Below are 12,747 nucleotides of genomic sequence, written 5' to 3'. Positions count from 1 at the left end.
TGGGCACAGGGTCTGCGCGCCAAGTAGATTCCAGCGGCACGATGCCGCTAGCCCACGAGCAGGCGTCCCGCCAAATACACGAGGATGCCTGATACCAGAACAGGCGTGATGCCCGATGCTATTCCCGCCATTACTGTGCGGGGTCGCGGTTCGCGACGGTAGAGCTCGTTGGTGAGCACCACAGTGACGGCGCACGCGAGGCCGACGAGCGCGCCCCCCCACCAGCCGATGGAGGGTAATAGGTAGCCCATGCCGAGGCCAACGGCCACTCCCAGGACGATGGTGAGCACCGCATTGATGTTGGCATTCGCGGTCAGTACAGCGGCGACCGCGGCCACCGCCAGCGCGACGCCTCCGGCCACCACGAGGTCGTCGGCGCCTACGGTTCGGTTGGCGGCCAGCCAGGCTGCGCCGGAGGTGGCGATCGCGCCACCCGCGGCCGTTCCCGACACGGACGTCACCGCGTGGCCGCGCTCCGAGGCAAAGAAAATCTCCGAGGCGAGCGCCGCCAGGGTCACGGCGGCGACCGCGATGACCATGTAGCGCAGGTACGGCTCGCTGCGGCCCAGGATCACCGCTACGAGCGCGAGGGCGCCGCCGCCCGCGACTACAAACGAGCTGACGGTGGTGCGGGAAATGTGTGCGAGGTGGGGCCAACCCCACGCCAGCACAACTACCAGCGCAAAGATGCCGAGCGCGAGGTACCGGGTGCCTAAAAAGCCGGTTCCGGCGATCACGGCAGCCGCAAGGGCCGTGATTGTTGCCCGCGTGGTGGGAATCATGGTGGTTAGTCTCTCATTAGTCGCGCCGGTAAAGTATTGCTATTCGGAGGTGGCTATGGCCGACCTATTAGTACTGACGGCTTCCACGGATGGACCTAACGAGGTCCTGCCCGCACTGGCGCTGTTATCTCACCGCGCCCGCGTAGTAGCGCCGGAGCCCTCCGCGATGCTTGAGGCGATGGATGCTGATGTGCTCCTCGTCGATGCGCGCGAGGACCTCGCGGAGGCCCGCAACAACTGCAAGCTCATCCAGGTCACCGGGGTAGCCGTGCCGCTGCTCTTGGTACTGCACGAGGGCGGCATGTCGATCGTAAATGCGGACTGGGGCGCCGACGACGTGGTGCTAGCCGGGGCCAGCCCGGCCGAGGTCGAGGCGCGCATCCGCCTGCTCGCGGGCCGCGCTAGCCAGGCAGACCCCCTCGCGAAGGCCTCAGAGTTCTCCTCCGGGGACCTCACCGTCGACGTAGGCGGCTACACCGCTCGTCTCAAGGGTGTCCCGCTCGACCTCACCTACAAGGAGTTCGAGCTCATCAAGTACCTGATGCAGCACCCCGGTCGTGTTTACACGCGAGACCAGTTGCTGCAGGAGGTCTGGGGATTCGACTACTACGGCGGCACGCGGACCGTGGACGTCCACGTGCGACGCCTGCGCGCGAAGCTCGGTTCCGAGCACGAGCACCTCATCGGCACCGTGCGCAACGTCGGCTATCGATTCGACCCGCCCACTCCCAAGGCCACGACGATAGCGGGCGCGGCCTCCAGCCCTTCGGCTTAGGTACGCTAGAGGCCACTTCACTCACCGCCACCTAAGGGGAAATCTTGGCACGCACCGCCACTCGACGGCTCTTTTCCAAGCTGACGCCGTCTAGCGAACGCACCATCTCAGATGTACTGCGCACCGAGCGAGCCGGCGGAATCCTGCTGCTGATCGGTACGGTCATAGCGCTGTTGTGGGCCAACTCCGCGTTTGCCGACTCCTACGAAGCGATGCGCAACATCACCTTTGGTCCCGAGGCGTTGCACCTGAACCTCTCCCTTGAGGACTGGGCGAAGGACGGCCTCCTCGCGATCTTCTTCTTCGTGGTGGGCCTCGAGCTCAAGCGCGAGATCGTGGCCGGCGAACTGCGCCGTCCCGCTACGGCGATCGTCCCGATCGTTGCCGCGATCGGCGGCATGGCCGTTCCCGCGATTCTCTACGTCGTGGTGAACACCGTCCAGAGCGGCGGCTCGCTCGACGGCTGGGCCGTCCCGACGGCCACCGACATCGCCTTCGCGATCGCCGTCCTGGCCGTGGTGGGACGCTGGTTGCCGAACGCCCTGCGCGCCTTCCTGCTCACGCTCGCGGTAGTCGACGACCTGTTGGCCATCATCATCATCGCGGTGTTCTTCACGGACGAGGTTCAGTTCCAGTGGCTCGCGGCCTCCGCGGCCTGCATCGTCGTCTTTGGCCTGATCGCTCGCAAGGGCTTCACCAATCCCTTTGTGCTCGTCCCGCTCGGCATCGTCGCGTGGGCGTTTATGCACGCCTCCGGCGTGCACGCCACGATCGCGGGTGTCGCGCTCGGACTCGTGGTCCCCGCCATCGCGCGTAAGGGCCAGACCACGTCGCTCGCGGAGCACTGGGAGCACGTGTGGCGCCCGTTGTCCTCGGGTCTCGCGGTGCCGGTATTTGCGCTCCTCGCGGCCGGTGTCGTGATCAACGCCGAGGCGCTCGCCACTGCCGCTAGCGACCCCGTCGCCCAGGGGGTGGTGGTGGGCCTCGTCATTGGTAAACCACTGGGCATCGTGCTGGCGACCTTCCTCGTAGCCACCTTTACCAAGGCGCAACTCGACCAAGGATTGTCCTGGTGGGACGTCACCGGCATGGGCTTCCTGGCGGGAATCGGGTTCACCGTGTCCCTGCTGATCGGAGACCTCGCGTTCTCTGGCGAGAGAGTGGATGAGGTCAAGGTCGCGGTGCTCTTCGCGTCACTTACCGCGGCAATCCTCGGCGCCGCGATTCTGATCTGGCGCGACCGGCATTATCGGAAGCTGTACACCAAGCGCACCACTCCGCTGCCGGACAACCGGCTTGGCTCCAAGAGCGACCTCGAGAAGGACCTCCGCAAGCGCGGCGAGACCGTTCCGGAGTCAGACGAAGCCAACTCGGCGAACTCTTAGCAGTCGGCTTGCGGCGACCTCGTGCCGCCGCAAGCCGCTCGCTTGCTGCCGGTCACTGCACGCTGGCCGCGCTCGAGGTCCTCACGACCACGTGCACCGCGGGACGTCCCTAGTCGCGAACCTTCGCGCCGGGGGCGCTCGGGCACAGATGGGCGATCTCGCACGCCCCGCATTCGGGCTTGCGCGCCTTGCATCGGCGGCGCCCGTGGAAGATCACGCGGTGCGACCACAGCGTCCATTCGCGGCGCTCGATCAGCGCCATGAGGTCTCGCTCGACCGCGACGGGGTCCTCGTTGACGGTGAGGCCCAGCCTGCGCGCCAGCCGGCCCATGTGCGTATCCACCGTGATGCCGGGTACGTCGAAGGCATTACCCAACACCACGTTCGCGGTCTTGCGGCCCACGCCGCGCAGCGTGACGAGGTCGCTCAGGCGCCCGGGAACCTCCCCGTCGAAGCGCGTGACGATGTCGTGGCTCAGCGCCAACAGCGACTCCGCCTTGGAGCGGTAGAAGCCGGTCGACCTGATGAGGGTCTCGAGCTCCTCCCTGTCGGCACCCGCGGTGGCCTGCGCATCGGGGAAGCGAGCGAACAACGCCGGCGTGACCATGTTGACCCGGACATCGGTGCATTGCGCTGACAACACGGTCGCCGCGAGCAGCTGGAACGGGGTCTGGTAGTCCAGCTCGCAGTGAGCATCCGGATACACGAGCGCCAGTTCGCGGTTCGCTGCGCGTGCGCGGCGCACGAGCGCCACCGGTGGCGTGCCCTGGTCTGCTTTCGCGACCGTCAACGCGGCTCTACTTCCCATGCGGCAACTGTAGGCGATGCTCAAGCCCGGCCCAGGTCGCGCCGATACTTGGTGAACATGGAGCGGTGAATCTAACCGCATCGGTTGGCTGAGTGAGTGACGAGGAGAGCGCGTGAGTTCTACGACAACTGCCTCGAACGTGACCGAGTTGACGCAGCGGCGGCGGGAGATGCGTCGCGAACTGGCGCGGGTGCGCTGGTGGCGGCGGCTCGCGCAAGCCCGTAGGGAGCTCGTGGTGGCCCAGCTCACGTGTCCGGATCCGCTCGCGGCTACCGGGATGGACGTGACGCTTGCCGCCCTAGCGGCCGATGCTCCGACGTCGCGCGAGTTGGCGGCGACCATTTGGCCTGACGGAAACCGCGCATCGGCGACCAATCTTGACGAAATCACCGCCTTAGACAAGCGTTTGGAGTCGTACGAATCCCGAGTGAGTGAGACCCTAGATACCGTGACTGTGCAAATGGTGAAGGCGATGGGCGACGCCCACAACGATGGAGCGCGCCTCACGGGCGTGAGCCCCAGGACGGTAGGCGCCGATGGCTGAGTCGCCGCGCGAGGAACAACTTCTGCGCTCGTCCCCGCTCTTTGGGGGCATGGACAGCGACAGTGCGCGCTCGCTGATCGCCATGATGACCCGTATCGAACTCACCCGCGGTGAGACGATCTTTAACGAGGGTGACGAGGGCCAGGCGCTCTACATCGTGGTGCGCGGCAAGGTGAAGCTGGCGCGGACCGCGCGCGATGGCCGCGAGAACCTGCTCGCGCTGCTGGGGGTCGGCGACATGCTCGGCGAACTTTCGGTATTCGACCCGGGTCCGCGTTTGTCGCGCGCGCACGCCGTCGAGGACTCCGTCGTCTACGAGCTACCCAAGACGGTGCTCGACCCGTGGCTCGACGACCACCTGGAGATGTCGCGCCACATGCTGCGGGCACTCGCGCAGCGCATCCGCCGCACCTCGAACACCATGGCCGACTTGGTTTTCTCCGATGTGCCCGGCCGTGTGGCCAAGGCCATCTTGGACCTGGGGCACCGGTTCGGTCGTATGGAACGCGGTCACGTGACGGTGCGCCACGGACTGACGCAGGAGGAACTCGCGCAGCTGGTGGGCGCGTCGCGGGAGACCGTCAATAAGGCCCTCGCGGACTTTGCCGCGCGCGGCTGGATCGACGTGCGCATCGGCTCCGTCGAGGTGTACGAGCCCGAACGTCTGCGAGCCCGATCCCGCTAGCTGGAAATAGCTACGGTCAGCTCGATCTCGACGGGCACGTTGAGCGGAAGTGCAGCGACTCCGACGGCGGAGCGCGCATGGCGGCCCGCATCGCCGAAGACCTCGCCGAGGAGCTCTGATGCGCCGTTAATGACGCCTGGCTGGGCGGTGAAGCCGGGGGCAGACGCCACGAATCCGGTCACGCGAATCACCTGGATGATGTTGTCCAGGCCGCCCGCAGCCTCCGCGGCTGCCGCGATCGCGTTCAATACTGAGGCGCGCGCGCACTCCTTGGCGAGCTCGGGAGTGACGTCGCCGTCACGGTCTCCCACTAGCCCCGTCGCGAGCAGTTCGCCATTGACGAGCGGCAACTGGCCGGACGTGTAGACGAGCCCGGCGTGCCTGACCGCGGGGACGTAGACGCCCAGCGGCGTCGCCACCTTGGGCAGCTCCAAACCGGCAGCTGCCAGGCGCTCCGTCGCGGTGGTCATTACCGTTCCCCGCTGGCGCGCTTCATGTAGGCGACGAGCCCGCCGGTGGGCCCTGTCACCACCTGAACGAGCTCCCAGCCATCTTCGCCCCATTGGTCGAGGATCTGCTTGGTAACATGGTCGATGAGCGGCACGGTTGCGTATTCCCACGTAGTCATGGATTGAGCCTATCTCTCTAAAGTGCCGCAACGTATCTCTCATACCAATCGTTAGGTATGCGACGTAAGGTTGGTAAATGGGTTTGTTCACTTCTGATCGCGCGCGCCAGGATGGCCGCGTGACCGTTGTTCAGTTGCTTACAGGGCTGCTGCTGTTCGTGGCGTTCTCCGTCATGGGCGGTTTTTTGATTGCCGGTTTGGCGCTGCCCGCTGTCACAGTGGCGGGTTCAGCAGCTAACGGCACCTCCGACATGTTCCAGGAGCTGCCCACGGAACTGGAGTTCACTGCGCTTCCGCAGCAGTCGAATATCTACGACCGTACGGGCAAGGTGCTCCTCGCGACGTTCTACGATCAGAACCGCGTGGTCGAGCCGCTCGAGGACATCTCGCCCTGGCTGCAGAAGGCGGTCGTGGCGGTTGAGGACAAGCGCTTCTGGGAACACAACGGCGTGGACGGCGAGGGCGTGCTCAGCGCGGCCGTGAAGAACGTCACGACAGACTCGACCCCCGGCGCGTCCACACTCACGCAGCAGCTCATCAAGAACACGCTCCTGCAGAATGCGATCTCCGCGGGTGACGAGGAGGCGCAGAAGGAGGCGACGGAGACGTCGCTGACGCGCAAGATTCGCGAATGGAGCTTGGCTCTCGCGTACGAGGACAGCCTCAACGCTTCGAAGGGCACCACGTGCACCGATAGCCCGGAAGTCGACTGCGGCAAGGAACAGGTGCTCGAGCAGTATCTGAACATCGCGCAGTTCGGCATAAATATCTACGGCGTCGAGGCCGCCTCGGAGTTCTACTTCGGCAAGCCGGCGTCGGAGATTAACGCGATCGAGGCCGCGACCATCGCGGGCATCACGCAGAACCCCTCTAAGTGGGACCCCGACCGCAACCCCATCAATGGCACGGAACGCCGCGACGTGGTGCTGGACCGCATGCACGAGCAGGGCATGATCACCGACGACGAGTACGACGAGTACGTCGCGACTCCGATCGAGGACTACCTGGACATTCACCACCCCAAGTTGTCGTGTGCCGCCGCGACGGACGCGCCGTTCTTCTGCGACTACGTGACCAAGATTGTCAGCACGGACCCCGTGTTCAACACGGATGACCTGGCCCTTAAGGGCAAGGACCTGCTCTCTAAGGGCGGGCTCAACATCATCACCACGCTCGACGTTTCCAAGCAGAGGATCGCGAACGAGGAATTGCGCGACTCGATCCCCTCCGACGACCCCAGCGGCTTCGCGATGGCGCTGGTCGCGCTCGAGCCCACTACGGGTGAGATCCTGACCATGGCGCAGAACCGCGACTTTGATCCGGCAGCGGAGGAGGAGAACTCCACCGCGATTAACTATTCCGTGGACCGTGAATACGGTGGATCCCGCGGATTCTCGCCGGGCTCGACCTTCAAGCCGGTCATCCTCGCCAACTGGTTGGACACCGGGCACGCGCTTAACCAGACCGTGAGCGGAGACATCCGCGCCTGGCCCTCAGAAAGTTGGACTGCCGAGTGCCTGGGCGGCACCCCGTTCGCGGGTCAGCCCGACTGGAAGCCCGCTAACACCGGTGGAACCAGCGCGCGCGCGCAGTCGGTGCTGCTCGCCACCGCCAACTCCGTGAACACGGCTTATGTCGCGATGGCCAACCAGCTCGACCTCTGCGGTGTCCGGGACACGGCGGAGGCGCTCGGCTTCCACCGTGCTGACGGCGCCGACATAGAGATCGTGCCGTCGATGGCGCTCGGTACCCAGAATGCGTCGCCGCTCACCATGGCAAACGTCGCGCAGACCATTGCCAACCACGGCGTCCGCTGCGAGCCCATTGCGATCCTGAGCATTACCGACGCGGACGGCAATAACATTGCGGTGCCGCCCGAGACCTGCGCCGAGGCGATTTCATCACAGGTTGCCGACGGAGTGTCGTACGGCATGCAGCAGGTAATGGAGCAGGGCTCCGGAAAGTACGTGCAGTTGTCCGACGGCCGCGAGTCGGCCGGCAAGACCGGAACCGCCCAGGACAACACCCACCTGTGGTTCATGGGCTTTGCGGACCAGCTGGTTGCGACCGTGTGGATGGGCAACCCCGACAAGGACGTGCCCGCCCAATACATGACGATTGGTGGCCAGTACCACAGCTTCTTCTACGGCTCGACTATCGCGGGCCCCACCTGGAAGAGTTTCATGGACCGTGCGCTCGAGGGCGACCCGAATGAGGCACTGGCGACGCCGAGCGATGAAGTTCTGAACGGTGTCCCGCGCGAGGTTCCCTCGGTGTTGGGCCGGAGCGAGAGCGAAGCCCGAAAGATCCTCAACGACGCCGGGTTCCAGTACCCCGCGAACCCGAGCGTTCGGTACGACCCGAGTGTGACCGCCGGACGAGTCGTCGGGCAGAGCCCGAGGTCAGGCAGCAAGGCGTTGCCGGGTGCGTTCATCGGGATCACTATCTCGACCGACACCCGCCCCTCCTGGTGGTCAAGCTGGCCCAAGGGCTGGGACCCACTGGTGGCGCCGGACGACTACTGGGGCTCATCGTGGCCGCCAGCGGAGTTCGCGAGCAACCCGCCAAACGGCTGGAAGCTTCCGGAGCCCGACCCCGTCGTGACCCCGACGCCCGAGCCGGATTTCCCGACGCCGGGTGACGGCGGCAATAACGGCAACGGCAACGGAAATAACAACTAGCCCGTGACACAAGCGCGAACCATACTCGCGGCCGCAGCGGTTACTGCGGCCGCGGGGATCGCCTGGGGCGTGGTGGAGGCCAACGCGTTCACCACGCGCCGCGTCACCGTCCCCGTGCTGCCGCCGGGGGCCGCGCCCGTTCGGGTGCTGCATCTGTCGGATCTTCACCTGACTCCCCATCAGGAGCGCCGCATCGCGTGGGTGAGGTCGCTCGCCCGCGAGAACGTCGACCTGGTGGTGAACACCGGCGACAACCTGGCTCACGCCGAGGCGGTTCCCGCCGTGACGCGCGCGCTGACGCCGCTGCTCGAGCTCCCAGGGGTGTTCGTGTACGGGTCGAACGACTATTACGGCCCTACGCCCCTGAACCCGTTCAAGTACTTCGCGGGGCCTTCCGAGCTCGAGCCCGCGCGGCCAGCGCTGCCCACCCACGCGTTGACGGCCGTGCTGGAGGGCGTCGGGTGGACGAACCTGAACAACGCCCGTGCCGAGCTCACCGTCGGGGGACATGACCTGTCCTTTGTGGGCATGGACGACCCGCACATCCAGCGCGACGCGATGCCCGCTGACGATGGCGTGCGGGGGGACCTGCACATCGGTGTGGTGCACGCGCCCTACCGGCGCGCGCTAGACGCCCTGCACCGCGACGGCGCGGCCCTGACGCTGGCGGGGCACACGCACGGCGGGCAGGTCTGCGTGCCGGGATTCGGTGCACTGGTGACCAACTGCGACATCGACCGCGCTCGCGTGAAGGGCCTACACGGCTACCCGGGCGCACGGCCCGATGCCGGTGGCGGCGCATCTGGCGACGCGGGTGCTGAGGCTGTTGGAGACGAGTCCATGTGGCTCCACGTGTCCGCCGGGCTGGGTACCTCACCGTATGCGCCGGTGCGGTTCGCGTGCCGGCCTGAGGCCACCGTCCTGACGTTGGTTCCGCGCGCCTTAGGCGCGGTTCGCTTTCCGTCGCCGGGTCGGATATTCTAAGCAGGCTTCAATCGGGGTGTGGCGCAGCTTGGTAGCGCGCGTCGTTCGGGACGACGAGGTCGCAGGTTCAAATCCTGTCACCCCGACTGAGATAGCAATGGAAAGGGCGGGTCGGCCATGAGTCGGCTCGCTTTTTTCATGCCCGGAGGGTGGTGAATCCCTTCTCTGGCGCTAGCTCTGGTCCGTTGTCATGGTTCGAGTCGAGCCGCCCGGGCGCCTGGACACCGCCTCGCACGCGCTGCTGTCGGTGGTGCGCGTCTTCGACGTCTACGAGGGCGTCCACGGCGAGGCCGATCACAAGTCGATGGCGAACTCTCATTCGGGCGCTCGCGTTCAAACTGATCGGGTCCTGCCTGCGCGTAACGCAGGTCGACAAACCTAACGCAAGCGTCGTCGATGGTGGCTGGCAGATGGACACCCTGAGGGACTCAACTTAACTGGCGTACGAGATCGCGCATAGATCGTGCGACATCGCTGTCTCGCTCGCTGCCCTCTGCCGCCGCCACTGTCAGTGTCACGACTTGCGAGTTGCGGCCCTGAACCTCGGCAGTAAGCCAAGCGACCGTTGAGGTGATGAGTTCCGCGTGTGGGGTTGTCCGTGACAGGACGTCCAGGCGTACGCCGATAGCGGTGGCATCACACATCCGTAGGAGCCTAAGTAAGTCGCCGGCATCCTTGGCAATGATTCGTGACTGGTCGGCGGCTTCGAGCCGCTCGCGCAACTTGACCGCCTTTGCAAGGACAAGTGCGGAGGGGCCGGCGACTTTGAGTGCGATTTTCCTTGTATCTAATGAGTTGAGGCTGGAAACGATGTGTTCGGCGTTGTCGATGAGCGCAAGCTCCAGACCCGCAACCCTTCGCGCCGTCTTGGAGTCGTGCCCAGGCAGTGAGGCGCGTCGACGAGAACGGGTTACGACCGCCGCGTCGGGAACCATCAGGTCGACGTGAACATCAAGCGGTGAGTCCCAGCCCCCAGGGTCAAGTGTGGGGAGATAGCCGTGCGAAGTGAGCAATGCGGCGATTTCTGGTTTAGTTGCCAGGAGGTCCGGTGAGATCGCCAGGTCCGCGTCGGTGGTGTACGCGGGAGCGGCAAGGCCCGCTGGTGCATGAAGGTAAACGGCCTGCGCTCCCACAAGGATCAGCGCGTCTCGGTGCGGCTCGAGAATCTCGAGTGTGTCCAAGAGGGTGCGCCGGGCCGCAATGTACTCAGAGGGGATATCCATTAGCGCCCGTTGCTCACGAGTTGCGAAAGAAGGTCTTCGCCTGCTCGCTGGATGAGATCTTCTCCAGCTTGGGTGTGGCGACCGGTGTAGCTGAGAAGGTCGAAGGCGATCCTCCATGGATACGCGCGAGTTCCCGCGGGCGCCATGAAGTAGTCGCTGGTGGTGAACATCCACTGCGCGTCCGCTACCCAGATGTTTCCGTTCCGTGAGTCGGGCTCGAGCTGCGCTACGCGCTCAACCTCGCGGCGGTCCTTCGCGTAGAGCCAGAGGTCGCTTGTGGGAAGTGAAGCCCGCATATTGTTGTCGGCGAGGAACTCCGTCGCGCCCTGAAGCCCCGTCGCGGCGATTTCAGCACCTTTGCTTCTGAGAGCCATGAGTGCCCCCTCCCTGCCCATGGGGGAGAAGTAGCGCTTTGCGCGATTGCTGCGCACGAAGCTGTAGTCCTCCACGAGCCTCCGTGCGAGGGCTGTGCGATCTCGCACGGTGGTGGCGCCGCCCCCGGTGGGCTCGAAGAAGTTCTCTTCCCGCAATAGTGTGAGGACGCGGCTCGCCGTCGCCACCCCAACGCCGTCAAGTGTATTTCGCGCGAGATCGCGCGGGCCTGTGGTGCTGCCATTGGTGAGCAAGTACTCAACCACCCGAGCGGCCCCGCGTCCCTTGAGGGAGACCAGGCGATCGTCGCGTTCCGCGGGTTCGGGGCTGCGTTGGGCACCGTCGCGTTCGATTCGAATCAAAGGTTCGGCATGCTGAATCAGCACGTTGCCGGTCGAGTCCCAGTACGACCAGCCCCCGCTCATGATTCGGCGGCGATCCACTGGGGAAAGGTAGCGTGCGATCACCACGGGGATCCTCTCGTCTGAGTAATCGGAGATGGGTGTGAGCGCGCGAGATGCGGCGGCGTCGAGTTTGATCTCCACGTCAAACTGGAGGTCGTAGCGCCCGAGCGTCCATTGCACGATGGCATCGACGCCGGTATCTGCACCAGATGGGAAAGTGGCAGGGTGGACAGTGCCCCGGATCTGGCCCCTGGGCACGAAGGTGTGGATCGCAGCCATGAAGTCATCGAGCAGCGCAGATGTTCCGAATAGTGCTATGTTCCGCTTCATGTGGAACAGGATACTAACCGGAACGCTTGGTGGCAATGGTTGGTTTGCAGGCCCCGTGTCCGCGCTGGCCAAGGCCCTAGTAGATGGTGCCCATCGCTTCGCGCACCTCTGAGAGGGTGGCTTCCGCCACGGTGTTCGCTGTCTCGTTGCCGCGACGAAGGATCGTCCGCACCAAATCCTCGTCTGCGGCGAATGCTTGCCTCCTCTCGCGCAACGGTTCAAGGAAGTCGTTGACGGCTGCCGCGGTGACGGCCTTGAGGGCACCGCTGCCGCCGTCACCAATCTCGTCGGCCAGTTCGCCAGGCTCGACGCCTAGACACAAGGAGGCTGTCGAAAGCAGCGCAGAAACGCCAGGCCGGCGTTCGGGGTCGAAGGTGATTCGTCGGTCCTGATCCGTGCGCGTGCGACGAATAACGGCCACCGTCTGGTCCGTTGTCATCGACAACGCGATCGCGTTGCCATAACTCTTCGACATCTTCCGGCCGTCGAGCCCCGGAACTTCCGGAGTCGAGGTGATCAGTGCGTCCGGCACAGGGAAGACGTCCCCGTATCGCTCATTGAACCTCCTGGCGATGACGCGGGTCATCTCGACGTGGGGGAGGTTGTCTTTGCCCACGGGCACCAGATTGCCCTTGCAGAACAGAATGTCGGCGGCCTGGTGCACCGGGTACGTCAGGAGCAATCCACTCAACGCCCTTCCAGACGCGGCGAGTTCGGCTTTCACGGTCGGGTTGCGGTGCATTTCCGCCTCGGTGACAAGGCTGAGGAACGGCAGCATCAGCTGGTTGAGCGCCGGCACCGACGAGTGCGTGAAGATCGTCGTTCGTTCCGGGTCGATGCCCGCCGCAAGATAGTCGAGCACGGCGCTATAGACGTTGTCGCGCACATGAGCCATCGTGTCTCGGTCAGTGATGACCTGATAGTCGGCGAGCACCAGGAAAGTCGTGACTCCGAGCTGCTGCAGACGCACTCGTTCCGTGATGCTGCCGAAGTAGTGCCCCAGATGCAGGGGTCCAGTCGGCCGCTCACCCGTGAGGACTCGGAACCGCTCGGGGTGCTGGCCCACGGAGGCCGCGACCTCGGCCGAGCGCTGGGCAGTTGCTGTGAAGGATTCCATTCGTATCTCCCAATCATTGGGAGCCACAC

The 12,747-nt window shown here is 65.1% G+C and carries 14 protein-coding genes and 1 tRNA gene; 8 read left to right on the top strand and 7 right to left on the bottom strand.

Annotated features, from left to right (window positions below; translation table 11 throughout):
* Positions 1-47: 47 nt before the first annotated feature.
* The gene (locus ACQU6B_RS12500) at positions 48-782 is read right to left on the bottom strand and encodes a hypothetical protein (protein ID WP_430867867.1); all 735 of its coding nucleotides are present in this window, start codon (positions 780-782) and stop codon (positions 48-50) included.
* 55 nt (positions 783-837) lie between these two features.
* On the opposite strand from ACQU6B_RS12500, the gene ACQU6B_RS12495 reads away from it, so the two are divergent.
* Positions 838-1,557 carry a winged helix-turn-helix domain-containing protein gene (locus tag ACQU6B_RS12495; protein WP_430867866.1) on the top strand — a complete coding sequence of 240 codons (720 nt, stop codon included), beginning with the start codon at positions 838-840 and terminating at the stop codon, positions 1,555-1,557.
* A 44-nt stretch (positions 1,558-1,601) separates the two neighbouring features.
* Positions 1,602-2,942: a Na+/H+ antiporter NhaA gene (nhaA, locus tag ACQU6B_RS12490; protein WP_430867865.1), complete on the top strand. Its 1,341-nt coding sequence runs from the start codon at positions 1,602-1,604 to the stop codon at positions 2,940-2,942.
* 109 nt (positions 2,943-3,051) lie between these two features.
* On the opposite strand, the gene nth is transcribed toward nhaA, so the two are convergent.
* Positions 3,052-3,750, bottom strand: coding sequence for an endonuclease III (gene nth, locus ACQU6B_RS12485; RefSeq protein ID WP_430867864.1), 699 nt, complete (start codon positions 3,748-3,750; stop codon positions 3,052-3,054).
* 112 nt (positions 3,751-3,862) lie between these two features.
* Between nth and ACQU6B_RS12480 the strand changes: the two genes are divergently transcribed.
* The gene (locus ACQU6B_RS12480) at positions 3,863-4,294 is read left to right on the top strand and encodes a hypothetical protein (RefSeq protein WP_430867863.1); all 432 of its coding nucleotides are present in this window, start codon (positions 3,863-3,865) and stop codon (positions 4,292-4,294) included.
* Entirely contained in the window at positions 4,287-4,979 is a 693-nt protein-coding gene (locus ACQU6B_RS12475) for a Crp/Fnr family transcriptional regulator (RefSeq protein WP_430867862.1), read from the top strand. Before ACQU6B_RS12480 ends, ACQU6B_RS12475 begins: the two co-directional genes overlap by 8 nt.
* Here the strand turns inward: ACQU6B_RS12475 and ACQU6B_RS12470 are convergent.
* Entirely contained in the window at positions 4,976-5,449 is a 474-nt protein-coding gene (locus tag ACQU6B_RS12470; protein WP_430867861.1) for a RidA family protein, read from the bottom strand. The genes ACQU6B_RS12475 and ACQU6B_RS12470 overlap by 4 nt on opposite strands.
* A complete protein-coding gene (locus ACQU6B_RS12465; RefSeq protein ID WP_430867860.1) occupies positions 5,449-5,607 on the bottom strand; it encodes a DUF4177 domain-containing protein in 159 nt (52 codons plus the stop codon). Before ACQU6B_RS12465 ends, ACQU6B_RS12470 begins: the two co-directional genes overlap by 1 nt.
* Before the next feature lie 77 nt (positions 5,608-5,684).
* Here ACQU6B_RS12465 and ACQU6B_RS12460 point away from each other — a divergent pair, with 77 nt between their 5' ends.
* From ACQU6B_RS12460 to ACQU6B_RS12445, 4 genes are all read left to right on the top strand, one after another.
* On the top strand, positions 5,685-8,288 hold the full coding sequence (locus tag ACQU6B_RS12460; RefSeq protein WP_430867859.1) for a penicillin-binding protein: 2,604 nt from the start codon (positions 5,685-5,687) through the stop codon (positions 8,286-8,288).
* A gap of 3 nt (positions 8,289-8,291) precedes the next feature.
* Positions 8,292-9,272: a metallophosphoesterase gene (locus ACQU6B_RS12455; RefSeq protein WP_430867858.1), complete on the top strand. Its 981-nt coding sequence runs from the start codon at positions 8,292-8,294 to the stop codon at positions 9,270-9,272.
* 12 nt (positions 9,273-9,284) lie between these two features.
* A tRNA-Pro gene (locus tag ACQU6B_RS12450) sits at positions 9,285-9,358 on the top strand.
* Positions 9,359-9,462: 104 nt separating this feature from the next.
* Complete coding sequence (locus tag ACQU6B_RS12445) at positions 9,463-9,654, top strand: hypothetical protein (protein ID WP_430867857.1); 192 nt, start codon at positions 9,463-9,465, stop codon at positions 9,652-9,654.
* A gap of 46 nt (positions 9,655-9,700) precedes the next feature.
* On the opposite strand, the gene ACQU6B_RS12440 is transcribed toward ACQU6B_RS12445, so the two are convergent.
* From ACQU6B_RS12440 to trpS, 3 genes are all read right to left on the bottom strand, one after another.
* Positions 9,701-10,495, bottom strand: a complete 795-nt coding sequence (locus ACQU6B_RS12440) for a hypothetical protein (RefSeq protein ID WP_430867856.1) — start codon at positions 10,493-10,495, stop codon at positions 9,701-9,703.
* On the bottom strand, positions 10,495-11,601 hold the full coding sequence (locus ACQU6B_RS12435; protein WP_430867855.1) for a hypothetical protein: 1,107 nt from the start codon (positions 11,599-11,601) through the stop codon (positions 10,495-10,497). Before ACQU6B_RS12435 ends, ACQU6B_RS12440 begins: the two co-directional genes overlap by 1 nt.
* Before the next feature lie 76 nt (positions 11,602-11,677).
* The gene (gene trpS, locus ACQU6B_RS12430) at positions 11,678-12,718 is read right to left on the bottom strand and encodes a tryptophan--tRNA ligase (protein ID WP_430867854.1); all 1,041 of its coding nucleotides are present in this window, start codon (positions 12,716-12,718) and stop codon (positions 11,678-11,680) included.
* Positions 12,719-12,747: the final 29 nt, after the last annotated feature.

This window comes from Demequina aurantiaca (assembly GCF_050598105.1).
Lineage (GTDB): Bacteria > Actinomycetota > Actinomycetes > Actinomycetales > Demequinaceae > Demequina > Demequina aurantiaca_A.
This window is presented reverse-complemented; position numbering and strand designations above follow the sequence as displayed.